This is a genomic window from Streptomyces sp. NPDC054887 (assembly GCF_053610585.1).
The window spans coordinates 84,024-106,865 of sequence record NZ_JBSGYQ010000011.1; the positions used below are offsets into that span (position 1 = coordinate 84,024).

The window sequence follows — 22,842 nt, forward strand, 5'->3', positions numbered from 1 at the left end:
TCAGCGTCCCGGCCTGAGCTTGTGCGTACGGACGGTGTCCCGCAGGCGGGCCGCCTTCCCGTGCACGAGGTCGGCCGGGAGCCGGCCGTCGTCCGGGTGCGGGTACGGCTCGCCACGGCAGACGCGGCACAGGCCGCCCGGCAGCGAATCCGCCGTACCGGGGGCGTGGCATTCGGTGCACAGCATGGCGAACCTGCCCCGGACGGGCGCCGGAAGCTCCGGCGGCATGCGGCTGATCAGCCGGTTCTGCACGAAGCCGAACGGGTGGCGGACGGGGTCCGGCAGCATCGTCGCGACGGCCGCCACGAGCTGCGTCTCGGTCGCGCCCCGCCGGAACCAGTCCCCGGCCACACCGGCCAGCGCCTCGCACTCCAGCGCGGACAGGGCGAGCCGGGGGTGCTGGTGCACGAGCCGGGCGAGCGCGGCGTAACCACGCGCCTCCGGCTCCTGTGCGGGCGCGGGGGCGGCCAGTCCGGACTGCGGTACGTCGCCGCCCAGGAACGCGGCCCACCAGGCGTCGGGCCGGGCGGTGCGCGTGAAGAAGGTCCGGTAGACCCACCGCGCGCCCTCGGCGTCCTGCACGTCCCGGCGTACGCGCCGCAGATGCCCGGCTTCGGACAGCCGCCGCAGCGCCGTGCCGACGGCACACTGCCCGTAGCCCTCCAGCTCCCTGGCCAGCGCCTTGATGGAGATGTCCGCGCCGTCGGGCAGCCGGTCGATGTAACCGGCGATCGCCGCTTCCCTCTTGGGCAGATGTGCGAAGTCCCCGGCGCGGCGGGGCTCCTGGTCGGGCGCGGACCGTTTCCCGAACCCGGGCTTGGCCATCGGGTGGGCGGGCGCGTGCAGGGCGCGGCTAAGCTGCTGAACAGCCATGAGATCGGCTCCACGATCTTGTTGGTCAGACCCCTGTGCGGTGTTCCACCACCGCATGGGGGTCGTTTCGTCGTGCCGCACGCTACACGGCGGGAGCGGTGCGTGGCGACACGATCACAAGATGTCATCCCCGCTGGTGCGCGGCCGAGTTGGCGCACTGCGGGGAGGGTGGGTGGGAGCAATCCCCACCCCCCATTCCTAGCAAAAGCGTCTCGAACCTCGCCCCCCGAAGCTCAAGCGCCGCCCGACCCCCTTGTCACGTTCCGTGTCCACCCGTCGCGCTCCGCACATACGATGGCGGGGGTCAGCGGGCATCAACAGTGCGGCGACGCAGGGGAGTTCGATGGTGAACAAGCCCAACAAGGGACTGAGCTTCGCGCAGGGCAAGGTGGGGTGGCCGTTCTTCGGCTCCGAACTCAGGCGGCGGCGGGAAGCGGTACCGCTCACCCAGCAGCAGCTCGGGGACCGGGTCTACGTCTCGGGGACGTACATCGGCCTGATCGAGGCGGCCGTCCGCAAGCCGCAGCTCGACCTCGCACAGCGCATCGACAGCGAGCTGGGAACCGACGGCCTCCTGGCCCGCATGTGCAAGGAGCTGATCGACAACAGCCCGCACCCGGCCTACTTCGCCGACGCTGCCACCCTGGAAGCCGAGGCCATCACGATCAGCGAGTACGCGCCGACGCTCGTCCCGGGGCTGTTGCAGACCGAGGAGTACGTACGCGCACTCATGGCTCCCACGGCGGCGCTGGTCCTCGACCACGACATGGACACGTGGGCACGAGCCCGAGCGGCGCGGGCCGCCCTGCTCGACGGTCCAACGAAGCCGGTGTTGTGGGTCGTTCTCCACGAGACCGTGCTCCGCATCCCTGTGGGCGGCCGGGACGTCATGGCTCGCGAGCTCTCACACATCGCCGCGCTGGTCCGGCGCGGACGCATTCTGGTCCAGGTCCTGCCCTTCTCCGCCGGGGCACACGCGGCAAGCAGCGGAATGTTCGCGGTCATGACGTTCGACGACGCGCCACCCGTCGCGTACTCGGAGGGGCAGCACTCGGGCCAACTGGTCGACATGCCGCCGCTGGTGGCCAAGTACCAGCGGTCATACGATCTGATTCGGGCCGCCGCGCTGTCACCGGAAGCGTCCCTGGCCCTGATCGAATCGGCGGCGGAGGACTTCACACCATGAGCAACGCGCACGACCTGAGCACGGCCACGTGGCGCACGTCGTCCTACAGCAACGCCGAGGGCGGGAGCTGCGTGGAAGTGGCCGACCACATCCCCGGCGTCATGCCGGTGCGGGACAGCAAGACGCCCGGCGGCCCCGCGCTCGCGTTCGGCGCGCAGGCGTGGTCGTCCTTCGTCACCGCCGTGAAGGACGACCGACTGCCCCGCGACTGACTCAGGAGTTCGGCGCGACCTTCGCCAGGCCGTTGATGATGCGGTCCATCGCGTCGCCGCCCGTCGGGTCGGTCAGGTTGGCCAGCATCTTCAGCGTGAACTTCATCAGCACCGGGTGCGTGAGGCCGCGCTGGGTGGCCAGCTTCATGATCTTCGGGTTGCCGATGAGCTTCACGAAGGCGCGGCCCATCGTGTAGTAGCCGCCGTACGTCTCCTTGAGCACCTTCGGGTACGCCTGGAGCGCCAGCTCGCGCTGGGCGGGGGTCGAGCGGGCGTGGGCCTGCACGATCACGTCGGCGGCGATCTGGCCCGACTCCATGGCGTACGCGATGCCCTCGCCGTTGAACGGGTTGACCATGCCGCCCGCGTCACCGACCAGCAGCAGGCCCTTGGTGTAGTGCGGCTGGCGGTTGAAGGCCATGGGGAGCGCCGCGCCGCGGATCGGCATCGTCATGTTCTCCGGGGTGTAGCCCCAGTCCTCCGGCATCGAGGCGCACCACGCCTTCAGCACCTCGCGCCAGTCCAGCTCCTTGAACGCCTTGGAGGAGTTCAGGATGCCGAGGCCGACGTTGGACGTGCCGTCGCCCATGCCGAAGATCCAGCCGTAGCCGGGCAGGAGGCGGTCCTGCGGGCCGCGCCGGTCCCACAGCTCCAGCCAGGACTCCAGGTAGTCGTCGTCGTGGCGGGGGGAGGTGAAGTACGTACGGACCGCCACGCCCATCGGGCGGTCCTCGCGGCGGTGCAGGCCCATGGCCAGCGACAGGCGCGTGGAGTTGCCGTCGGCCGCGACGACCAGCGGGGCGTGGAAGGTGACCGGGGTCTTCTCCTCGCCCAGCTTGGCGTGCACGCCGGTGATCCGGCCCGTACGGGGGTCGACGACCGGCTCGCCCACGTTGCAGCGCTCGTACAGGCGGGCCCCGGCCTTCTGGGCCTGGCGGGCGAGCTGCTCGTCGAAGTCGTCGCGCTTGCGGACGAGTCCGTAGTCGGGGTACGACGCCAGCTCCGGCCAGTCGAGCTGGAGGCGGACGCCGCCGCCGATGATGCGCAGGCCCTTGTTGCGCAGCCAGCCCGCCTCTTCGGAGATGTCGATGCCCATGGAGACGAGCTGCTTGGTGGCGCGCGGCGTCAGGCCGTCGCCGCAGACCTTCTCGCGCGGGAACGCGGTCTTCTCCAGCAGCAGGACGTCGAGTCCGGCCTTCGCGAGGTAGTAGGCGGTGGTGGAGCCGGCGGGTCCGGCCCCGACGACGATCACATCTGCGGTGTGCTCGGAGAGGGGCTCGGTCACGGCGGGATCTCCCGTAAGACTCGACGTCGCGTGCCGGAGGGGCACAGGTCAGGGGCAGTCTATTGCGGGGCGGCGCGCGCGCTGTGGAAGGGTGCGCGCGCAGTGCGCGCGCGGACGCGCCGCCGGGGCGGCGGCAGGGCCGGGGTCAGCCGAGCGTCCAGGTGGACAGCGCGGTGTCGAAGATCTCCCGGGAGCGCTGCCAGTCCCGGTCCCGGCTCTTGACGTAGATCGAGTAGTCGGTGCCGTTCTCGGCGATGTAGCCCTGGTCGACGGCGTGCAGGGTCTCGCCCGTCTGCTTGTCCGTGAACGTGTACTCCCAGATCGCGCCCGGGCGGCCGTGGAAGGTGTTCCGTTCGAGACGCAGGCGGCGGAAGTCCCTCTGGTTGGCCCTGGCCTTGCGCTCGATGCCGAGGAAGTTGTCGTACGAGGAGGCGTACGGGGGGTTGTGGACGACGCCGACGAGGATGTGCTCCATGCCGGTCGAGCCGGCGTAGGTGATCTGGCCGGAGGCGGCGTTCGTACGGGACCAGACCTCGGGCACGGCGAAGGTGAAGCCGGCGGGGTCGGTCACGGTGCGGTAGCCGGTGGGGGCGTCGGGCGGCTGCGGGATCTCGCGGCTGCGCGGGCTCTGCGGGGCGTCCGGGATCTCCGGGCCCTCCTGCCCCCGCGTCGCGGAGCTGGTGGGGACGGCCTCCGGCGGGGTCGTGGGCGCGGTCGGTCCGGGCGCCGCCGAACCGGTCGGGCTCGTGACCACGACCGGCTTGTCGTCCCGCGCCAGGGACCCGCCGCCGTCGTCACCCGTGTCGCCGAGCAGCAGCACGCCGGCCGTCGCGCCGCCGCCGATCACGAGGGCGGCGGCGAGCGTCGCCGTCCAGACGAAGGCGGGCGAGCGGCGGCGCGGGGCGGGCGGCGCGGGCAGGAACACCGGCGGCGGCGTGTGGTGCGGCGGGGGCGGACCGGCGGGCGGGGCCGTCGCCGTCTCCATGGCCTCCAGGGGTACGGGTGGGCCGTACTGCGGCTGCGGTCGTTCGCGACCGCACCTCAGGCAGTAGCGGGCGTCGTCGGAGACCTCGGTCCCGCAATGCGGGCAGTGCAGCGGCATGGGCCCATCTTGCCCGGCGGGCAGCCCCCGTCAACCGGCTTCAGGGAAGCGGGGGTTGCGGAAAGCGAACGCCCGGACGATCCGGCTAGAACACCGAAAGGCCCGTCAGGGTCGTGAAGCGGTCGAGGGCCGCCACGCCCGCCACCGAGTTGCCGCGCGCGTCCAGGCCGGGGCTCCACACGCACAGCGTGCACCGCCCCGGCACCACCGCGACGATGCCGCCGCCGACGCCGCTCTTGCCGGGAAGTCCGACCCGGTGGGCGAACTCACCGGCCGCGTCGTACGTCCCGCAGGTCAGCATCACCGCGTTGATCTGCTTCGCCTCGCTGCGCGTCAGCAGCCGCGAGCCGTCCGCGCGCAGCCCGTGGCGGGCCAGGAAGCGGGCCGCGAGCGCCAGATCCGCGCAGCTCATCTCGATCGCGCACTGCCAGAAGTAGTGGTCGAGGAGGGTGGGGACGGGGTTGGTGATGTTGCCGTACGAGGCCATGAAGTGCGCCAGGGCCGCGTTGCGGTCGCCGTGCGCGGACTCCGACTCCGCCACCTCCGGGTCGAACGCCAGACCGGGGTTGCCGGACTCCTGACGGAGGAACTCCAGCAGCTCGGAACTGGCGTCGCCCGTCAGGGTCTGGAGGCGGTCCGTCACGACGAGCGCGCCCGCGTTGATGAACGGGTTGCGGGGGATGCCGTTCTCGTACTCCAGCTGCACGAGGGAGTTGAACGGGTTGCCGGACGGCTCGCGGCCCACGTGCTCCCACAGGTCGTCGCCGCCCGTGGCCAGGACGAGGGCCAGCGTGAAGACCTTGGTGATCGACTGGGCGGAGAAGGGGCGCTGCCAGTCCCCGACCCCGTACACCTTGCCGTCGACGTCGGCGAGGGCCATGCCGAACCGGCTCGGGTCGACGGAGGCGAGCGCCGGGATGTACTCGGCGGGCGTGCCGCCGCCGACCAGCGGCCGCACGTCGCGCGCGATGCTCTCCAGGACCGACTGGTAGTCCACGGGCTTACAGCGGCTTGGTGCCGCGGTGCAGGGCGACGACGCCGCCCGTCAGGTCGCGCCAGGCGACCTTGGACCAGCCCGCCTGCTGGAGGCGGGACGCCAGCGCCGGCTGGTCGGGCCAGGCGCGGATGGACTCGGCGAGGTAGACGTACGCGTCCGGGTTGCTGGAGACGGCCCGGGCGACCGGCGGCAGGGCGCGCATCAGGTACTCGGTGTAGACCGTGCGGAACGGGGCCCACGTCGGGTGCGAGAACTCGCAGATCACCACGCGCCCGCCGGGCTTGGTGACCCGGTACATCTCCCGCAGCGCCGCGTCCGTGTCCTGCACGTTGCGCAGACCGAACGAGATCGTCACCGCGTCGAACACGTCGTCCGCGAACGGCAGCCTCGTCGCGTCCCCGGCCGTCAGCGGCAGGTGCGGGTGGCGCTTCTTGCCCTCGCGGAGCATGCCGAGCGAGAAGTCGCACGGGACGACGTACGCGCCGGTGGCGGCGAACGGGAGGGAGGAGGTGGCCGTGCCCGCGGCGAGGTCGAGGATCTTCTGCGCGGGGCGGGCGTCCACGGCCCTGGCGACCTCCTTGCGCCAGACCCGGTCCTGCCCGAGGGACAGGATGTCGTTGGTGAGGTCGTAGTTCGCCGCCACGTCGTCGAACATCGACGCGACTTCGTGCGGCTGCTTGTTCAGGGATGCGCGGGTCATGCTCCGTATTCAAGCAGTACGTCCCGAAGCCTCCGTCAGCGGAATCGGCCTTCGACGCGGGCCGGCCGTGTGATGCGGACGGTCAGGCCCGGCCTCGGTACACGAGCCGCCCGTCGAGCACCGTGACCAGGCAGGGGCCGTCGCCCCGCTCCCCCGCGAACACGGCGAAGTCCGCCACGCCGGAGGGGACCAGCGACCGGGGACGCGGCGCGCCGGGGGCCTCGTCGTACCACCGGATGCCGGACCGCTCGACGGCGTTGCGCACCTCGGGCCTCGGGAACGGCCCGGCGAGCACGGTGGTGCCGCGCGCCAGCAGCCGCTGGACGCCGCGCCGGGCACTGGCCCCCCAGCGGGCGGCCGTCATGTCCAGCGCTTCGAGGTCCGCGCCGGTCAGCGGCTCGGTGCCGAGCGTGTCCGCCTCGCGCGGGTCGGGCCAGTACGCGGCTCCCAGGAGCGCGGCCGCGTCGGGCTCGTACCGGCCGGGGGTGAGCAGCCCGTCCCACTCGCGGACGCGGGCCCGGTCGCCGCAGGCGGCGTACAGCTGCTCGTAGGGCCCGACGGCGGCGAGGCGCCGCCCGTCCACGACGAGCGCGTGGCCGGCGTCCGTCCGCTCCTCGTCCGGGTGGTCCGCGAGGAGCCGGACGCCCGCGAGGGGGCGGTGAATCGTCAGCACGAGGCCCCTAGTTGGTGCTGAGGATCTTCAGCTCGGGGTGCGCGGTGCCACCCTCGATGGCCGTGGACGACAGGTGGGAGACGACGTGGTCGTCGACCGGGTCGTTCGCCGGGTCGTCGTGCACGACGATGTGCTCGTACGTCGTCGTGCGCTGCGCGGGCACGCGCCCCGACTTGCGGATGAGGTCGATGATCTCCATCCGGTTGGAGCGGTGCCTGGCCCCGGCGGACGAGACGACGTTCTCCTCCAGCATGATCGACCCGAGGTCGTCGGCGCCGTAGTGCAGGGAGAGCTGGCCGACCTCCTTGCCGACCGTCAGCCAGGAGCCCTGGATGTGCGCGACGTTGTCGAGGAAGAGGCGCGCGACGGCGATCAGGCGCAGGTACTCGAAGAGCGTGGCCTGCGTCCGGCCCTTCAGCGCGTTGTTCTGCGGCTGGTAGGTGTACGGGATGAAGGCGCGGAAGCCGCCCGTCCGGTCCTGTACGTCGCGGATCATCCGCAGGTGCTCGATGCGCTCGGCGTTGGTCTCGCCGGTGCCCATGAGCATCGTGGACGTCGACTCGACGCCGAGGCGGTGCGCGAGCTCCATGATCTCCAGCCAGCGCTCGCCGGACTCCTTGAGCGGCGCGATGGCCTTGCGCGGACGCTCGGGCAGCAGCTCCGCGCCGGCTCCGGCGAACGAGTCGAGGCCGGCGGCGTGGATGCGGCGGATCGCGTCCTCGGCGCTCACGCCGGAGATGCGGGCCATGTGCTCGACCTCGGACGCGCCGAGGGAGTGGATGACGAGCTGCGGGTACGCCGCCTTGATCGCGGCGAAGTGCTCCTCGTAGTACTCGACGCCGTAGTCCGGGTGGTGGCCGCCCTGGAACATGATCTGCGTGCCGCCGAGCTCGACGGTCTCGGCGCAGCGGCGCAGGATGTCGTCGAGGTCGCGGGTCCACACCTTGTCGCTCTTGGGGGCGGCGTAGAAGGCGCAGAACTTGCACGCGGTGACGCACGAGTTCGTGTAGTTGATGTTGCGCTCGATGATGTACGTCGCGATGTGCTCGGTGCCGGCGTAGCGGCGCCGGCGCACGGCGTCGGCGGCCTGGCCCAGCGCGTGCAGCGGCGCGTGGCGGTACAGGTCGAGCGCTTCCTCCGGGGTGATCCGCCCACCCTCAGCGGCGCGGTCGAGGACGGCTGTGAGGTCGGCCTTCTCAGTCACCGGAGTGTCCCTTTCGGCAGGGTGTGGACGGACCGGTCCAGCCTACGCCAGCCCTCCGCACGGCCTGCGGGCGGTGGGGCGCCCCGCCGCCCGCCCGAACAGGTCGGGGCGGGCGGCGGGGCGTCACCGGTGTGCCGTGGCGCCGACGCGCCGCCGTCCTGCCGGGGTCAGCGGCCGAACGGGCGCGAGACACCGTTCTCGGCGTCCTGGAGCTGCTTGATCCTCTTGTCGATCGCCGCGGCCTGTGCGCGGCAGCGCTTGGCCTCGGCGTGGGCGCCGAGGCGGTCGAGCTGATTGGCCTTGTCCTTCAGGTCCCGGGACTGCTGCTGCAGTTCCCGGATGTTGACCGTGATGGAGCCGCGCGCGGCCTTGGCGGTCACGCTCTGCGAGCCGGCGGCCGGAGCGGCGTGGGCGGGCAGAGCGGTGAAGAGAACGCCTCCGGCCATCGCTGCGGTCACAGCGAGCGTGGAAATGCGTCGAAGCATGAGCTTCCCCCTGGTCTGGTGAGAAATGCGGTCATTACCAGCTGGTAACCACATCCTACGCGATCTTGGGAAGCGTTCCCGTCAGCCGGATCCGCCCGCCGGCCCGCCGGTACGAGCCGGATCAGGCCGTCTGCTCGAAGGACTTCAGGGTGCGGGTGAAGTCCCGGGTCGACAGCAGCAGCTTGTAGATGATGGCCAGTTCGAAGACCAGCAGCAGCACGCCCGCGCCGATCGTCACGGGCGCCACCGCGTCGACCGCCGGGGCGACGATGAACACGGCCATCTGGAACTCGATGCCGCTGACCAGGTGCGTACGGATGCGGCGTCGCAGCAGGAAGGTACGGAACCGGGCGTACCAGGGGAAGCGGTGACGGAACTCCTGGTGCAGGTCGACGACCGTCGGCTTCCGCGGCTTCACCGGGGCCGCGAATCCCTGCGCGGAGGCGTCCGCGGCAGCCTCGGCGTCGGCGGCCTCGGCGGAGGCTTCCTCCTCCGCCATGGTCTGCTCGTGCTCAGTGTCCGCCTCGGGGTTGTCGCGCAGCATGTCCTCCATGAAGGCGAGTTCCCGCTGGTTCTCGGCCTTGCGGGCCGCGCGCACCCGGGTCTTGATCTGCTTGCGCATCCCGTGACGGATCTTGAAGATCTGCAGCGCGTCGACGTAGCGCAGCATGTCGAGGAAGACGACGGCGAGCGCCAGCCACAGGAAGACGATCTCGCCGGTCCGGGTGAACTGACCGCCCATCAACGCCACGGCACAGGCCAGGACCCGTATCCGGTCGAAGACGTAGTCCAGCCAGGCGCCGAACACCGAGCCGGTACCGGTGAGCCGGGCGAGCTTGCCGTCCATGCAGTCGAGGATGAAGCTCACGTGGTACAGCGCGGCGCCGACCAGCAGCCAGCCCCAGCTTCCCGCCGCGAAGCAGCCCGCCGCGCCGAGGCCGAGGAAGAGCGCGACCCAGGTGATCTGATTCGGGGTGATCCGGGTCCACATCGCGGTCCAGCGGACCAGCGGGGTGGCGACCGGGTCCACGAGCAACACGGTCCACCAGGCGTCGCGCTTCTTCTCAGTGGTACGGCGCACCTCGGCGAGGGCCGGTATGTCTCGGAGCATGATCAACTTTCCTGGCGTCTGAGTGTTCGCCCCGACGCTAAGAGGCTTGTTCACCAAGAAGCCAGATGCACGCCATACAACCTTTACTCCGGGGTAAGGGTCTACCTGATCACCCGAGTCGACGGCATTTCCAGACCTCGGACCGCAGGCGGGGCAAGCCGCGCCGCGGGGCGGCGCGGATCACGCCGCCCACCTGGTCAGCCGAGCAGTTCCACGGCGACATCGGCCGGGTAGCCGGTCGTCGGACCGGTCCGGCGCGCGAACTCCCGTACGCCGGCCAGCTGCTCCGGACCGAAGCGGAAGTCGAGCGTCGTGAAATAGCGCTCCAGCAGCTCCGCGTCGAAGACCTCCCAGCGCGCGGCCTGCTCGGCGACCTTGGACACCTCTTCCAGCGACAGGTCGCGGGAGGTCAGGAACGCCTCGTGCACCTTCTTCACGACGCCGGGCTCCCGCGCGAGGTAGTCCTTGCGCGCCGCCCACACCGCGAAGACGAACGGCAGCCCGGTCCACTCCTTCCACATCTGCCCCAGGTCGTGGACCTGGAGACCGAGTCGCGGAGCGTCGTGCAGCGCGGCCCGCAGCGCCGCGTCGCCGATCAGCACGGCCGCGTCCGCCTCCTGCATCATCACGCCCAGGTCGGGCGGGCAGGTGTAGTAGTCGGGCCGTACGCCGTACTGCTCGGCGAGCAGCAGCTGCGCCAGGCGCACCGACGTGCGCGAGGTCGAACCGAGGGCGACGCGCGCCCGGTCGAGCTGCTCCAACGGAACCTGGGACACGATGACGCACGACATGACGGGCCCGTCGCAGCCGACCGCGAGATCGGGAAAAGCGACGAGATCGTCGGCGTTGCGCAGGAATTCGACGAGGGTGACCGGGGCGATGTCGAGATCACCCCGTACGAGTTGCTCGCTCAGCCGCTCAGGGGTGTCCTTCGACAGCTCGAAGTCGAGAAGCGCTCCGGTACGGGCCAGCCCCCAGTAAAGGGGCAGGCAGTTCAGGAACTGGATGTGGCCGACACGTGGCCGGCTGCGACGGTGGTCGACAGCAGTTGAATTGTCCACATCGTGAGGCTAGACCCGCCGCCGCCCGGATCCGACGGCGGGGCCGCCGAAGGGGCTCCGGTGACCGGCGAAAGACCTGCTGGAAGGCGTTCTGGTGGACGCCGTCAAACTTCTGGGTGACGTGATCTTTCCCTCTTCCACTCTCCAGGAAGTGCGTGCTACGCTCGCCGCAAGTTGCAGTTTGGTTTCCCTTGCAGTACAGAGCCTGCGGAGCATGTGACCCGCAGGCTTTTGTAGTTTTCAGACTTCTTTGCAGGTTCTGGAGCAGGGCAACCCTTTGGCCCATAGGAGGGCTTATGGCTACCGGAACCGTCAAGTGGTTCAACGCTGAAAAGGGCTTCGGCTTCATCGCCCAGGACGGCGGCGGCCCGGATGTCTTCGTCCACTACTCCGCGATCAACGCGTCTGGTTTCCGCTCCCTGGAGGAGAACCAGCAGGTGAACTTCGACGTCACGCAGGGCCCCAAGGGCCCGCAGGCGGAGAACGTCACCCCGGTCTAGTTGCCCGGGCCGACCTGATCGCGGTCGGAGTAAGCAGTACCCAAGGAGCCCCGTTCCGCGAGGAACGGGGCTCCTGCCTTGGTGCCTCGGCCCGCGCCGGGCCCGGCGTCGTCGTAGAGGGCCGCGATCTCGGCGGCGTACCGCTCGACGACCGCCCGCCGGCGGACCTTCAGCGTCGGTGTGAGCAGACCGGCGTCCACCGTGAAGTCGTCGTCGAGCAGGGCGAAGGCGCGGATGCGCGCCGGCCGCGAGAGCCGGGTGTTCGCCGCGTCGACCGCCTCCCCCACCACCGCCCGCAGCGCCTCGCGGTCGCCCGGGTCGCGGCCCTCCCGCGCCGCCCAGTCCGCGACCTCCCGCGCGTCGAGGGTGACGAGCGCGACGGGGTACGGCCTGCGGTCGCCCACCATCACCACGTGCGACACGAGCGGCGACTGCTGCCGGACGGCCTGCTCGGCCGGCGCCGGGGCGAGGTTCTTGCCCGCGGACGTGATGATCAGGTCCTTCTTGCGGCCGGTGATGGTGAGGTAGCCGTCGCCGTCCAGCTCGCCGAGGTCCCCGGTGTGCAGCCAGCCGTCCGCGTCGACGGTCTCGCGCGTCGCCGCCTCGTTCCCGTGGTAGCCGGGGAAGACCATGGGGCCGCGCGCCAGCACCTCGCCGTCGTCCGCGATCCGCACCTCGCAGCCCGCCACCGGGCGGCCGACCGTCCCGTACCTGACCGCGCCCGGGTGGTTGAGCGAGATGACGCCGCCCGACTCGGTCATCCCGTACCCCTCGAAGACCTGGATGCCGCAGGCGCGCAGGAAGTCCATGGTCTGCGGGGCGATCGGGGCGGCGCCGGTCAGCGCCCAGCGCAGGCTGCCCCCGAACGCGGCCCTGACCGGGCCGTAGAGCCGCTGGTCGGCCTCCTCGTACGCCGCCGTCAGCTCGTCCGGAAGCCGCCCCTGTGCCGCCAGCAGCCCGATCCGCACCGCTTCCTCGAACCGCTCGCCGCCGCCCTCCTGCGACGCGGCGAGCGACCGCACGACCGCGTGCACCTTCTCGAAGAGCCGGGGCACGGACGGCAGGTGGGTGGGCCGTACCTCGGTCAGCTCGCCGAGCACGTCCTCGACCCGGCCGCCGAAGTAGCACAGCTCGCCGCCGTGCAGGAGGGTCGTGAACTGGATGAGCTGGGCGAGGAGGTGGGCGAGCGGGAGGTAGAGGTACGTACGGTCGCCCGGCCCGCCGCCGATCAGAGCGAGGTTCGCTTCGAGCACGGCCCCGAGGTTGCCGTGGGTGAGCCGGCAGCCCTTGGGGAGCCCCGTGGTGCCCGACGTGTAGACGATCGCCGCGAGATCGGCGTCCACGACGCCGGCGGCCCGCGCGGCCCGCTCCCGCGCGGTCGCGGGCGGACCGGGCAGCGCGCGCAGCCCGTCCGCCGGCAGTACGTGCCGCACCCCGGGGACCTTGGCGCGCATCCCCTCCACGCGCGCCACCCGCTCCGCGTTCTCGCAGACGACGACCGTGGCGCCGGAGTCACCGAGCACCCACGCCAGCTCCTCGTCGCCCGCCGTCGGATAGACCGGGACGACGACCGCGCCGGCCGCGAGCACGGCGAAGTGCGCGTACGTCCACTCGACGCGGGTCTCCGAGAGGATCGCCACGCGGTCCCCCGCCCGGACGCCGGTGCCCGGCCCCATCAGCCCGCCCGTGATCGCGCGCACGGTGTCGCGCAGTGCGGTGTACGAGACGGACGGCATCCCCCTGGCCCGCAGCGCCGGGTGGTCCCCGTACCGGTCCGCCGCCCACTCGGTGAACAGCGCGAGGGTGCCCGGCCGACCGCTCGCGGGCCCTGCTCCACCGGTTCCACCGGTACCACCTGTCCGAGTCATGCATCCGACGGTAGGCACGCCGGGGGGCCGGCGGGGATGACGGGAAACGTCACCACCACTGACCGCGCCGCTCATCCCCGCTACCGTCGTGGACCATGGCGACCACGGCCAAGAGGACGATCACCGTGCACCACGTACGGGCCGTGCTGCGCGGCGCCGAGCGCCGGGGCATCGACACCGTGCCGCTGCTCCAGGCGGGCGGCATACCGCCGCTCCTGCTGGGCGACGACCGGGCGCGGGTCACCGCCGCGCAGTTCGCGGCCCTCTTCCGGGCGCTGTACCGGACGACGCGCGACGAGTTCCTCGGCCTGGCGTCCGTGCCGAGCAGGCCGGGCACCTTCGCGATGATGTGCCACGCCGCGCTGGGCTGCCGGGACCTGGGCGCGGCGGTCGAGCGGGGAGCCGCCTTCTACGGGCTGTTCCCCGGCGGCCCGGACCTCGTGCTCGAACGCGGCGGCGGCGAAGCGGCGTTCACGGTCCGCAGCGCGCCGGACCGCGACGAGGACCGGTTCCTCCGGGAGTGCCTGCTGATCATCTGGCACCGGCTCTGCAGCTGGCTGATCGGGCGGCGCATCCCGCTGCGGTGGGCCGCGTTCGACTACCCGCCGCCGCCCCACGAGGACGAGTACGACCCGCTCTTCGGCTGCCCCGTCCGCTTCGGCGCCGCGCACACCGCCGCCGGCTTCGACGCGCGCTGGCTCACCGCCCCGCTCGTGCGGAACGAGGCGGAACTGCGGGTCATGCTCGGCCGCGCCCCGTTCGAACTCCTGCGCCGCCACACGTACGGCACCACCGTCTCCGAACAGGTCCGCCACGCCCTGGCGCAGTCCCTGCGCGCGTCGCCCCGGCTCCCCACCCTCGGCGAGACGGCGGCCAGGCTCGCGGTGAGCCCGGCGACGCTGCGCCGCCGCCTCCAGCAGGAGGCGACCTCCTTCCAGCAGCTCAAGGACGCGGTACGCCGCGACGCGGCCATCGCGGGCCTGACGGAGGGCCACGAGCCGATCGCGGAACTGGCGGCGCGTCTCGGCTTCTCCGAGGACACCTCCTTCCACCGCGCGTTCCGCCGCTGGACGGGCACCACGCCGGGGGCGTACCGGGTGGGGGGCACGGGGCCGGGCGCGGGGGCGGCCGGTCCGGTCTGAGCCGCACGCGGCCGGGCGCCGGCCCGTGGCAGTCGGCGCGTTGCCCGGGGTTCGCGGGGACGCCGGTCCCTGATGCGGCTCTGCGTCGTTGACATGCGGGGTCAGCAAAGCTGAGCTTCCCGGTCAGCTCCGTACCTACCGGTCAGTCTCTACCGTCTCGGCAACGACCCCAGCCCCCCGTAAGAACGTTGGGAGAGCCGTATGAGTCACACGAGTCGCACACGAAGCAGAGTGGCAGCCGTCCTCACCGCGCTGGCCGCGCTCGCCTTCACCCCCGCCCCCGCCACCGCCGGCGCCGCTCCCGGCTCCCCCGGCGACATCGTCACGTCCGCCCCCACGTCGTTCCACCCGCTGCCCAACCAGCCGACCCGCACCGACGCCTGGCACATCACCTACCGCTCCACCACCGCCAAGGGCGAGCCCAACGTCGTCTCCGGGACCGTCATCGTCCCCAAGGACGGCAGGAGCGGCCCCCGCCCGCTCGTCACGTACGCCGTCGGGACCGTCGGGCTCGCCGACCAGTGCGCGCCGAGCGCCGGTTTCCCCAAGGGCACCGCCGTCGAGGCGAGCCTCATCAACCTGGCCGTGCAGCGCGGCTGGGCCGTCGCCGTCACCGACTACGAGGGGCTCGGCACCCCGGGCGACCACACCTACACGGTCGGCCGCGCGGAGGGGCACGCCGTCCTGGACGCCGCGCGCGCCGCCCTGCGCCATCCGGAAGCCGGGCGCAGCGGTCTGAACGACGACTCGCCCATCGGCATCATGGGGTACTCGCAGGGCGGCCAGGCGTCGAGCTGGGCCGCCGAACTGCACGACTCGTACGCCCCCGAACTCAACGTCAGGGGGACGGCGACCGGCGGTGTCCCGGCCGATCTGCTCGACGTGGCCGACTTCAACGACGGCAACATCGGCGCGGGCCTGATCCTGATGGCCGCCACCGGCCAGCAGGCGGCGTTCCCCGAGCTGGAGCTCGACAAGTACCTCAACGCCAAGGGCCGGGTCTACGTCGACTTCATGAAGAAGAACTGCGTCGCCGTCGACACGGTCGCGGGCCTCTTCCAGCGCATCTCGGACGTCACCGTCACCAACCCGCTCGAACAGCCGGACTGGCAGCGGCGGCTCAACGAGTCGAACGTCGGCACGCGCGCCCCGGACCATCCCGTGTACCTCTACCACGGCGGGCTGGACGAGCTGATCCCGTACGCGGTGGGGAAGCGGCTGCGCGCCGAGTGGTGCGGCAGGGGCGCGAACGTCCACTGGCGCTCCCATCCCCTCCTCGGGCACATCGGCGCGGTGACCGCGGGCGCCCTGCCGGCGATGGACTGGCTGGGTGAGCGCTTCGCGGGCGAGCCGGCCCGGAGCAACTGCCCGTAGCGGGGAGCGGCAGGGGGCGCGCCGGCCGCAGGTGGGGCGCCCCCTCCGTCGTCACCGCCGGTACAGCGCCGATATCTCCGCCCCGAAGTCGCGCGTGATCGCCGTCCGGCGGAGCTTGAGCGACGGGGTCAGGTAGCCGTTCCGCTCGGTGAACTCGACCGGCAGGACCTTGAAGGCGCGGATCGACTCCGCGCGGGACACCAGCCGGTTCGCCTCGTCGACCGCGCGTTGCAGCGTTGCCCGCAGCTCCTCGTCCTCCACCAGGCGGGACAGCGGGACGTCGTGTTTCTTCGTCATCCGGCGCCAGTGGAGCAGACCGTCCGGATCCAGCGTCAGCAGCGCGGTGATGTACGGGCGGTTGTCCCCCAGCACCACGCACTGGCCCACCAGCGGATGGGCCCGCAGCCAGTCCTCCAGGGGCGCAGGGGCCACGTTCTTGCCGCCCGAGGTGATGATGACGTCCTTCTTGCGCCCGGTGATGGTCAGGTACCCGTCGTCGTCGAGCGCCCCCAGGTCGCCGGTCGCGAACCAGCCCCCGTCGCCGGTCACGTCCACGGGCGCCTGCCGCTCCCGGTCCCAGTAGCCGCCGAAGACCTGGCCGCCGCGCAGCAGCACCTCACCGTCCCCGGCGATGCGCACCCCCGTGCCCGGCAGCGGCCAGCCGACCGTGCCCAGGCGGGGCCTGAGCGGCGGGGTCACCGTCGCGGCCGCCGTCGTCTCGGTCAGCCCGTACCCCTCGAACACCTCGATCCCGGCGCCGGCGTAGAACGAGGCCAGGCGCCGCCCGAGGGGCGAGCCTCCGCAGATCGCGTACTTCACCCGCCCGCCGAGGGCCGCCCTGATCCGCCGGTAGACCAGCGGGTCGTAGAGCGCGCGGGCCGCGCGCAGCCCCAGTCCGGGCCCCTCCCCCGTGCCGTGCTCCCGTGCCTCCAGCGCCTGTCCGTACCGCTGCGCGATCCGGGAGGCGCGGTCGAACGACGAGGCGCGGCCCATCTTCTCGGCGGTCGCGCGCCCGGTGTTGTAGACCTTCTCCAGGACGTACGGGATGGCCAGCAGGAACGTCGGACGGAAGCCGGCGAGAGCGGGCAGCAGGTCCTCGGTCGCGATGCTGGGCGCGTGGCCGAGCCGTACGCGGGCCCGCAGGCAGCCGACCGCGACCATCCGCCCGAAGATGTGCGACAGGGGCAGGAAGAGCAGGGTGGACGCCGGTTCCTCGCTGACGGACTTGAAGACCGGGTGCAGCAGCTCGATCGCGTTGTCGACCTCGGCGAAGAAGTTGGCGTGGGTGAGGACGCAGCCCTTGGGGCGGCCGGTCGTGCCCGAGGTGTAGACGAGCGTGGCGACCGTGTCCGGCGCCAGGCCGGCGCGGCGCGCCGTGACGACGGCGTCGGGTACGTCCCGGCCGGCCGTCCGCAGCCGGTCCACCGCGCCGGTGTCGAACTCCCACAGGTGCGCCAGGTCGTGGAGGTGCTGGCGCTCGGGACTGATGACCCTGGCCTGCTCGGCGCTCTCGATGGCGCAGGCGACGGCGCCGGAGTCCTGGAGGATCCAGCGGGCCTGGAAGGCCGAGGAGGTGGGGTAGATGGGCACGGTGACCAGGCCCGCCGCCCAGGCCGCGAAGTCGAGGAGCGTCCATTCGTACGTCGTGCGGGACATGATCGCGATCCGGTCGCCGGGCCGCAGCCCTTCGGCGATCAGGCCCTTGGCCACCGCGAGCACGTCGGCGGCGAACTCGGCGGCCGTCATGTCGCGCCAGGAGCCGTCCGGTTGGAGGCGGCCGAGCACCGGGTCGGCCGGGGCCTCGCGGGCGTTGTCGAACGGGATGTCGGCGAGCGATCCGCGCTGTACGGGCGGCACGAGCGCCGGCACGGACGCCTCCCGCACCGCACCGTCCACGCGGATCGTCACGGGAGGGCGCGGCCGGAGCCCCGGGTTCGGGCGCGGTGGTACGGGCGCGGGGTGCATCATCTCGACCTACTCCTGACCCTTGAGTAACCTTACTCCGGAGTAAATCTACGACCGAGCAGGGAGTACGGACAATGACCTCGCTCGTACCACTCCTGGCCCTCGGGGCACTCACCTCCCCCTTCAAGCGCCCGGTCTCCGCCACGGCCGCCCTTCCCGTCTCCCGACTGGCCGCCGTGAGCACCCATGTCACCGTGGACCACGGCCAGTTGGCCGCGTACGCCCGGATCTGCGGATCCCCCTGCACGGACCCGCTGCCGCTCACCTATCCGCACGTCCTCGGCTTCCCCCTCGCCCTGCGCGTGATGACGCGGAACGCCTTCCCGCTGCCGCTGACCGGGCTGGTGCACACCGGGATCACCCTGACCCGGCACCGGGCGCTGCGACCGGACGACCGACTCCGACTGACCGTGTACGCGGACGGGTTGCGCGCCCACCGGCGCGGCACGGAGGTCGCCATGGTGACGGAGGCGCGCCTCGGCGGGGGCCTGGTGTGGGAGTCGCGCAGCACGTACCTGGCCCGCCACCGGTCGACCGGCACGGCCGGCGCCTCCCGCCGTACGGACACGGTGGGCCCGGCCGCGTTGCCGGCCGTCGCCTCCTGGGAGCTGCCGGCGAACCTGGGGCGGCGCTACGGCGTCGCCTCCGGCGACCTCAACCCCATCCACCTGCACCCGGCGGCGGCCCGGCTGTTCGGCTTCCCGCGTACCGTCGCCCACGGCATGTGGACGTTCGCCCGGTGCGTGGCGCGGCTCGACGCCGCCGACGCCGTACGGGTACGGGCGGACTTCAGGGCGCCGGTCCTGCTGCCGGCGACCGTCACCTTCGCGGCGGCCGGCGACGCCTTCGAGGTGCGCGGCCGGGACGGCCGGCTCCACCTCACGGGGACGCGCTCGGCCGTCCCGCCGGACTCACGCGCGTGCTGAACCCGGCGGCGGCCAGCGCCGCCCGTCCATGAGGTTGCCCAGACCCGCCCAGGCGAAGTTCATCAACGTCGCGGCGGTCTCCTTCGCGGAGACCCCCGGCGTCTCGTTCCCCCACCCGGCGAGCGACTCGGCGGCCCCCACCAGCGCGTGGGCGAGCCCGGCCACTTCGCGCTCGGCCAGGTCGGGATCGCAGTCCGCCTCGCGGGCCGCCGCCCCTATGAGGTGGGTCACGAAGGTGACGATCTCCGCGCGCATGGCCGCGACCTCGGCGGCGAACGGCTCGCCGTGCGTACGGGCGTGGTGGTGCAGGACCGCCCAGCCGTCCGGGTTCTCCGCCGCGTGGGTGAAGAACGCCCGCAGCCCGTCCCACAACTGACGGTCGGCCGGCGCACCGGGCTCGACCCCGGCCCTTACCGCCGCCAGCAGCGCGCTCGCCTCGCGCCGGATGCACGCCGTGAACAGCTCTTCCTTGGAGTTGAGATAGAGGTAGACGAGCGGTTTGGAGACCCCGGCCAGCTCGGCGATCTCGTCCATCGACGCGGCCCGGTAGCCCCGCTGTCCGAAGGTCTGCACGGCGGCGTCCATCATCTGCCGCTCCCGCACGGCACGCGGCATCCGCTTGCCCTTCACAGCCCCACCCACGTCCGCATCCTCCACCCGGCAGCCCGCATCACCGCACAGCGCGGCCCCCTCACCGGTAAGCGTACGGCGCTGCCGCCACCGGAACCCCAAGTGCCCCTGAACGCCGGGCGTCCAGGGGCACTTCGGCGGTGCGGCGCCCGCTCACGCGGTGACGGGCACCGCCACCTTCTCGTCGGCGTCGCGCACGCCGGCGCGCACGTCCTCGCGGTCGTCGACCGGCGACGACGAGGCCGAGTTGTACGCGTCGTGGTCGAGGATCTTCTCCCGGGCCGCGACGACGACCGGTACGAGCGCCTGGCCCGCGACGTTCGTGGCGGTCCGCATCATGTCGAGGATCGGGTCGATCGCCATCAGCAGGCCCACACCCTCCAGCGGCAGCCCGAGCGTGGACAGGGTGAGGGTCAGCATGACCGTGGCGCCCGTCAGGCCGGCCGTGGCGGCCGAGCCGATGACCGAGACGAAGGCGATCAGCAGGTAGTCCTGGATGCCGAGCTGCACGTCGAAGATCTGCGCGATGAAGATCGCGGCCAGCGCCGGGTAGATCGCGGCGCAGCCGTCCATCTTGGTCGTCGCGCCGAACGGCACGGCGAAGGACGCGTACTCCTTCGGCACACCGAGGCGCTCGGTGACGCGCTGGGTGACCGGCATGGTGCCGACGGAGGAGCGGGAGACGAACGCCAGCTGGATGGCCGGCCAGGCGCCCTTGAAGAACTGGAGCGGGTTGACCTTGGCGACCGTGGCGAGGAGCAGCGGGTAGACGCCGAACAGCACGATGGCGCAGCCGATGTAGACGTCGGCGGTGAAGGTCGCGTACTTGCTGATCAGCTCCCAGCCGTAGTCGGCGATGGCGAAGCCGATGAGGCCGACCGTACCGACGGGCGCGAGGCGGATGACCCACCACAGGGCCTTCTGGAGCAGCTCCAGGACCGCGTTGCTGAGCTTGAGGATCGGCTCGGCCCGGTCACCGAGCTGGAGGGCTGCGATGCCCGCGACGGCGGCCATGAAGACGATCTGGAGCACGTTCAGCTCGGTGAACGGCGTGATGACGTCGGTCGGCACGATGCCGGTCAGGAAGTCGATCCAGGAGCCGGAGCCCTCGGGCTCCTTGCCGTCCTTCGGCGTCAGGCCCGTACCGGCGCCCGGGTTGGTGACCAGGCCGATGGCGATGCCGATGGCGACCGCGATCAGCGAGGTGATCATGAACCAGAGGAGCGTACGGGTCGCCAGCCGGGCGGCGTTGTTGACCTTGCGCAGGTTGGTGATCGACACCAGGATCGCGAAGAAGACGAGCGGCGCGACGGCCAGCTTCAGGAGCTGGACGAAGATGCCGCCGACCTGCTCCAGCGTGGCCTTCAGCCAGCTGACGTCCTGGCTGCGGGCGAGCCAGCCGAGGAGGACGCCGAGGACCAGACCGGCGATGATCTGGGCCCAGAAGGGAAACCTGTCGGATATCCGGAAGCGGGTCTTCTGCTTCTCGGGCGCGCTGTCGGGCGCGGTCGCGGAGTTCGCGGACACGGACACACTCCGTTGATGACGTACGGCGATACGGGGACGGGGGTGCGGCGGCCGTGAGCTGCACGGGCACGAGACGTGCTGGAGCCTGGAGCGGTCGCCGCTGCGTGATGTCGCTTCTGATGTCAGATGTGGCGGCGACAGGCCGCGGACATGCAGCGGCAGAGATCGACATGCAGGCGGGCCACCAGCACGAGCGGGACGCTCGTGTCGGGGGAGTGCGCGGCTGCTGTCGTCATGCCGAGAACGTTAACACTTGTACTTTGAGAACATCAAAGCCGTTCTTTGGGTACGCGCCCGTGTTCCCGCCCCGCAACGCCAACGCCCCGGCCCCGGACGGGTGTCCGGGACCGGGGCGCCGGTCGGGCTTTCGCGTGTGACGTGCCTTACGCGGCGGCTACCGCGCCAGGCCGTCCTCCTGCCTGCGGTTGGACTCCAGCCTGGCCTTGGCGCTGTCCACGCGCTCGACGATCCGCTCGGACATCGCGTCCCGCTGCTTGCGCAGCAGCACGAAGCTGAGCGGCGCGGAGACCACGATGGCGAGCATCAGGACCCACAGCAGGTTGGAGTCGCCGAGTCCGGCCGGCACCACACCGAAGTGGACCAGGCCCCAGATGACGAAGAAGCAGCCGACGAAGACGCCCAGGCGCATGGCGGTGTAGCGGATCGTTGCGTGCTTGGTGCTCACGGGGGACCTTCTTCTCAACGGCACCTAAAGGGTCCCCACCAGTACAGCACAGCCCGCCCGCGAGCCGTCCGGGCCCCCGGCGGCCGACCGCACGCACCGGCGAAGGCGCCGGTCAGTGCAGTTCCAGCAGCATGACGATGTCGTCGCGGTCGTCCCCCGGGGCGACCCGGATGGCGCCGGGCACCCGCCCGACCTCCTTGTAGCCGCAGGAGGCGTAGAAGCGGTCGACGCCGGTGCCCCCGCGGCAGGTCAGCCGTATCGCGTCGATGCCCTCGAAGCCGCGGACGGCCGACTCGGCGGCGGCCATCAGGTCGCGCCCGTACCCCTTGCCCTGGTGGGCGGGGTGGACCATGACGGTGTAGAGCCACACCCAGTGCCGCATCAGCCGGTGCGTGTTGTGCGTGATGAAGGCGGTCGCGCCGACCGCGCCCTCCTCGTCGTACCCGACGAGCAGCCGCGTACGGCCGTCCTCCATCGCGGCGAGGTGCCTCAGCCACTCGGGCCGGACGTCCTCGTGGGTGACGGGAGGCACGAAGCCGACGGCCCCGCCCGCGTTGGAGACGTCCGCCCACAGGCCGAGGACGCCGTCGCGCAGGCCGGGGCCGATCCGGGGATCGAGTTCGAAGGTCAGCGCCATGCGTTCGACGATAAACGGATCAGCCGAGCGCCTGCGCCGCTATCCGCAGATCGGACACCAGGCCCCCGTAGGCCGCCTCGCGGTCGTCCGCGCGCAGGACGGCCGAGGGGTGGATGGTGGCGACCACGCTCTCCCCGCGCCCTTCGAACGGCAGCAGCATCCCGCGCTGCTTCGTCACCCGGAACGAGGAGCCGAGCAGCGCCTTCCCCGCGGTCGCGCCCAGTACGACGATGATCTCGGGGTCGACGACCCGCAGTTCGGCTTCGAGCCACGGCTTGCACGCGGTCATCTCGCGCAGGTTCGGCGCCTTGTGGATGCGGCGCTTGCCGCGCTCCGGGACGACCTCGAACTTGAAGTGCTTGACGGCGTTGGTGACGTACGTCTCGTCCGGGTCGATCCCGGCCTCGTCGAGGGCCCGGGTCAGGACCTTGCCCGCCGGGCCGACGAACGGCCGGCCCTGGCGGTCCTCCTGGTCGCCGGGCTGCTCACCGAGCAGCAGGACGCGGGCGTCCGTGCTGCCGGCGCCGAAGACGGTCTGGGTGGCGTCGCGGTGCAGCGGGCAGCCGCGGCAGCCGGCCGCCGCCTCGCGCAGGCCGGGAAGCCCGGCGCGGCCGCCGGGGAGGAAGGGCTCGGCGGTGTACGCGTCCTCGGGGGACGCGCCGGGAGGCCCGGTGTGGCTCGCCATGCGACCCGGGTACC

Annotated in this window: 23 protein-coding genes; 6 read left to right on the forward strand and 17 right to left on the reverse strand. The window is 71.9% G+C overall.

Features of this window, described 5'->3' with window-relative positions; all coding sequences use genetic code 11:
- A complete protein-coding gene (locus ACWGH0_RS08875; RefSeq protein ID WP_453403458.1) occupies positions 1-873 on the reverse strand; it encodes a hypothetical protein in 873 nt (290 codons plus the stop codon).
- Between the two features lie 343 nt (positions 874-1,216).
- Between ACWGH0_RS08875 and ACWGH0_RS08880 the strand changes: the two genes are divergently transcribed.
- Together ACWGH0_RS08880 and ACWGH0_RS08885 are read left to right on the forward strand one after the other, a co-directional pair.
- A complete protein-coding gene (locus ACWGH0_RS08880; RefSeq protein ID WP_453403459.1) occupies positions 1,217-2,059 on the forward strand; it encodes a helix-turn-helix domain-containing protein in 843 nt (280 codons plus the stop codon).
- Positions 2,056-2,271 (forward strand): DUF397 domain-containing protein, encoded by a 216-nt coding sequence (locus ACWGH0_RS08885; RefSeq protein WP_453403460.1) that lies wholly within the window; start codon positions 2,056-2,058, stop codon positions 2,269-2,271. The genes ACWGH0_RS08880 and ACWGH0_RS08885 overlap by 4 nt, the downstream gene beginning before the upstream one ends.
- A gap of 1 nt (position 2,272) precedes the next feature.
- Here ACWGH0_RS08885 and ACWGH0_RS08890 read toward each other — a convergent pair whose 3' ends face one another.
- The 9 genes from ACWGH0_RS08890 to ACWGH0_RS08930 form a co-directional block, all read right to left on the reverse strand.
- Positions 2,273-3,556: a geranylgeranyl reductase family protein gene (locus ACWGH0_RS08890; RefSeq protein ID WP_453403461.1), complete on the reverse strand. Its 1,284-nt coding sequence runs from the start codon at positions 3,554-3,556 to the stop codon at positions 2,273-2,275.
- Between the two features lie 145 nt (positions 3,557-3,701).
- Entirely contained in the window at positions 3,702-4,658 is a 957-nt protein-coding gene (locus ACWGH0_RS08895; RefSeq protein WP_453403462.1) for a zinc ribbon domain-containing protein, read from the reverse strand.
- Positions 4,659-4,743: 85 nt separating this feature from the next.
- Positions 4,744-5,655: a glutaminase gene (locus ACWGH0_RS08900; protein ID WP_453403463.1), complete on the reverse strand. Its 912-nt coding sequence runs from the start codon at positions 5,653-5,655 to the stop codon at positions 4,744-4,746.
- 4 nt (positions 5,656-5,659) lie between these two features.
- The gene (locus tag ACWGH0_RS08905) at positions 5,660-6,355 is read right to left on the reverse strand and encodes a demethylmenaquinone methyltransferase (RefSeq protein ID WP_453403464.1); all 696 of its coding nucleotides are present in this window, start codon (positions 6,353-6,355) and stop codon (positions 5,660-5,662) included.
- 82 nt (positions 6,356-6,437) lie between these two features.
- Positions 6,438-7,028, reverse strand: coding sequence for a hypothetical protein (locus tag ACWGH0_RS08910; protein WP_453403465.1), 591 nt, complete (start codon positions 7,026-7,028; stop codon positions 6,438-6,440).
- Between the two features lie 7 nt (positions 7,029-7,035).
- A complete protein-coding gene (gene mqnC, locus ACWGH0_RS08915) occupies positions 7,036-8,232 on the reverse strand; it encodes a cyclic dehypoxanthinyl futalosine synthase (RefSeq protein ID WP_453403466.1) in 1,197 nt (398 codons plus the stop codon).
- A 167-nt stretch (positions 8,233-8,399) separates the two neighbouring features.
- A complete protein-coding gene (locus ACWGH0_RS08920; protein ID WP_453403467.1) occupies positions 8,400-8,717 on the reverse strand; it encodes a hypothetical protein in 318 nt (105 codons plus the stop codon).
- Positions 8,718-8,838: 121 nt separating this feature from the next.
- On the reverse strand, positions 8,839-9,828 hold the full coding sequence (locus ACWGH0_RS08925; protein ID WP_453403468.1) for a CDP-alcohol phosphatidyltransferase family protein: 990 nt from the start codon (positions 9,826-9,828) through the stop codon (positions 8,839-8,841).
- Positions 9,829-10,025: 197 nt separating this feature from the next.
- The gene (locus ACWGH0_RS08930) at positions 10,026-10,889 is read right to left on the reverse strand and encodes a menaquinone biosynthetic enzyme MqnA/MqnD family protein (protein ID WP_453403469.1); all 864 of its coding nucleotides are present in this window, start codon (positions 10,887-10,889) and stop codon (positions 10,026-10,028) included.
- A 296-nt stretch (positions 10,890-11,185) separates the two neighbouring features.
- Here ACWGH0_RS08930 and ACWGH0_RS08935 point away from each other — a divergent pair, with 296 nt between their 5' ends.
- Positions 11,186-11,389 carry a cold-shock protein gene (locus tag ACWGH0_RS08935; protein WP_003984261.1) on the forward strand — a complete coding sequence of 68 codons (204 nt, stop codon included), beginning with the start codon at positions 11,186-11,188 and terminating at the stop codon, positions 11,387-11,389.
- On the opposite strand, the gene ACWGH0_RS08940 is transcribed toward ACWGH0_RS08935, so the two are convergent.
- Positions 11,386-13,257: an AMP-dependent synthetase/ligase gene (locus ACWGH0_RS08940; RefSeq protein ID WP_453403470.1), complete on the reverse strand. Its 1,872-nt coding sequence runs from the start codon at positions 13,255-13,257 to the stop codon at positions 11,386-11,388. The two genes, ACWGH0_RS08935 and ACWGH0_RS08940, sit on opposite strands and share 4 nt — an antisense overlap.
- Positions 13,258-13,352: 95 nt before the next feature.
- Here ACWGH0_RS08940 and ACWGH0_RS08945 point away from each other — a divergent pair, with 95 nt between their 5' ends.
- On the forward strand, positions 13,353-14,399 hold the full coding sequence (locus ACWGH0_RS08945) for an AraC family transcriptional regulator (protein ID WP_453403471.1): 1,047 nt from the start codon (positions 13,353-13,355) through the stop codon (positions 14,397-14,399).
- A gap of 201 nt (positions 14,400-14,600) precedes the next feature.
- The gene (locus ACWGH0_RS08950; protein ID WP_453403472.1) at positions 14,601-15,773 is read left to right on the forward strand and encodes a lipase family protein; all 1,173 of its coding nucleotides are present in this window, start codon (positions 14,601-14,603) and stop codon (positions 15,771-15,773) included.
- A 51-nt stretch (positions 15,774-15,824) separates the two neighbouring features.
- On the opposite strand, the gene ACWGH0_RS08955 is transcribed toward ACWGH0_RS08950, so the two are convergent.
- Positions 15,825-17,741 (reverse strand): AMP-dependent synthetase/ligase, encoded by a 1,917-nt coding sequence (locus tag ACWGH0_RS08955; RefSeq protein ID WP_453403473.1) that lies wholly within the window; start codon positions 17,739-17,741, stop codon positions 15,825-15,827.
- 71 nt (positions 17,742-17,812) lie between these two features.
- Between ACWGH0_RS08955 and ACWGH0_RS08960 the strand changes: the two genes are divergently transcribed.
- Positions 17,813-18,664 carry a MaoC family dehydratase gene (locus ACWGH0_RS08960; protein WP_453403474.1) on the forward strand — a complete coding sequence of 284 codons (852 nt, stop codon included), beginning with the start codon at positions 17,813-17,815 and terminating at the stop codon, positions 18,662-18,664.
- On the opposite strand, the gene ACWGH0_RS08965 is transcribed toward ACWGH0_RS08960, so the two are convergent.
- The 5 genes from ACWGH0_RS08965 to ACWGH0_RS08985 form a co-directional block, all read right to left on the reverse strand.
- Complete coding sequence (locus ACWGH0_RS08965; protein ID WP_453403515.1) at positions 18,650-19,279, reverse strand: TetR/AcrR family transcriptional regulator; 630 nt, start codon at positions 19,277-19,279, stop codon at positions 18,650-18,652. The genes ACWGH0_RS08960 and ACWGH0_RS08965 overlap by 15 nt on opposite strands.
- 168 nt (positions 19,280-19,447) lie before the next feature.
- Entirely contained in the window at positions 19,448-20,821 is a 1,374-nt protein-coding gene (locus ACWGH0_RS08970; protein ID WP_453403475.1) for a dicarboxylate/amino acid:cation symporter, read from the reverse strand.
- Positions 20,822-21,215: 394 nt separating this feature from the next.
- Positions 21,216-21,470, reverse strand: a complete 255-nt coding sequence (locus ACWGH0_RS08975) for a DUF4229 domain-containing protein (RefSeq protein ID WP_453403516.1) — start codon at positions 21,468-21,470, stop codon at positions 21,216-21,218.
- A 148-nt stretch (positions 21,471-21,618) separates the two neighbouring features.
- Positions 21,619-22,143 carry an N-acetyltransferase family protein gene (locus ACWGH0_RS08980; RefSeq protein ID WP_453403476.1) on the reverse strand — a complete coding sequence of 175 codons (525 nt, stop codon included), beginning with the start codon at positions 22,141-22,143 and terminating at the stop codon, positions 21,619-21,621.
- A gap of 19 nt (positions 22,144-22,162) precedes the next feature.
- A complete protein-coding gene (locus tag ACWGH0_RS08985; protein ID WP_453403477.1) occupies positions 22,163-22,828 on the reverse strand; it encodes a UdgX family uracil-DNA binding protein in 666 nt (221 codons plus the stop codon).
- Between the last annotated feature and the right edge of the window lie 14 nt (positions 22,829-22,842).

Bases quoted from the DNA above. Each gene is read 5' to 3' on its own strand.
- ACWGH0_RS08875 (WP_453403458.1), bottom strand. From the start codon at position 873: ATGGCTGTTCAGCAGCTTAGCCGCGCCCTGCACGCGCCCGCCCACCCG.
- ACWGH0_RS08880 (WP_453403459.1), top strand. From the start codon at position 1,217: ATGGTGAACAAGCCCAACAAGGGACTGAGCTTCGCGCAGGGCAAGGTG.
- ACWGH0_RS08885 (WP_453403460.1), top strand. From the start codon at position 2,056: ATGAGCAACGCGCACGACCTGAGCACGGCCACGTGGCGCACGTCGTCC.
- ACWGH0_RS08895 (WP_453403462.1), bottom strand. From the start codon at position 4,658: ATGCCGCTGCACTGCCCGCATTGCGGGACCGAGGTCTCCGACGACGCC.
- ACWGH0_RS08905 (WP_453403464.1), bottom strand. From the start codon at position 6,355: ATGACCCGCGCATCCCTGAACAAGCAGCCGCACGAAGTCGCGTCGATG.
- ACWGH0_RS08920 (WP_453403467.1), bottom strand. From the start codon at position 8,717: ATGCTTCGACGCATTTCCACGCTCGCTGTGACCGCAGCGATGGCCGGA.
- ACWGH0_RS08925 (WP_453403468.1), bottom strand. From the start codon at position 9,828: ATGCTCCGAGACATACCGGCCCTCGCCGAGGTGCGCCGTACCACTGAG.
- ACWGH0_RS08935 (WP_003984261.1), top strand. From the start codon at position 11,186: ATGGCTACCGGAACCGTCAAGTGGTTCAACGCTGAAAAGGGCTTCGGC.
- ACWGH0_RS08940 (WP_453403470.1), bottom strand. From the start codon at position 13,257: ATGACTCGGACAGGTGGTACCGGTGGAACCGGTGGAGCAGGGCCCGCG.
- ACWGH0_RS08945 (WP_453403471.1), top strand. From the start codon at position 13,353: ATGGCGACCACGGCCAAGAGGACGATCACCGTGCACCACGTACGGGCC.
- ACWGH0_RS08950 (WP_453403472.1), top strand. From the start codon at position 14,601: ATGAGTCACACGAGTCGCACACGAAGCAGAGTGGCAGCCGTCCTCACC.
- ACWGH0_RS08955 (WP_453403473.1), bottom strand. From the start codon at position 17,741: ATGATGCACCCCGCGCCCGTACCACCGCGCCCGAACCCGGGGCTCCGG.
- ACWGH0_RS08960 (WP_453403474.1), top strand. From the start codon at position 17,813: ATGACCTCGCTCGTACCACTCCTGGCCCTCGGGGCACTCACCTCCCCC.
- ACWGH0_RS08965 (WP_453403515.1), bottom strand. From the start codon at position 19,279: ATGCCGCGTGCCGTGCGGGAGCGGCAGATGATGGACGCCGCCGTGCAG.
- ACWGH0_RS08975 (WP_453403516.1), bottom strand. From the start codon at position 21,470: ATGCGCCTGGGCGTCTTCGTCGGCTGCTTCTTCGTCATCTGGGGCCTG.
- ACWGH0_RS08980 (WP_453403476.1), bottom strand. From the start codon at position 22,143: ATGGCGCTGACCTTCGAACTCGATCCCCGGATCGGCCCCGGCCTGCGC.
- ACWGH0_RS08985 (WP_453403477.1), bottom strand. From the start codon at position 22,828: ATGGCGAGCCACACCGGGCCTCCCGGCGCGTCCCCCGAGGACGCGTAC.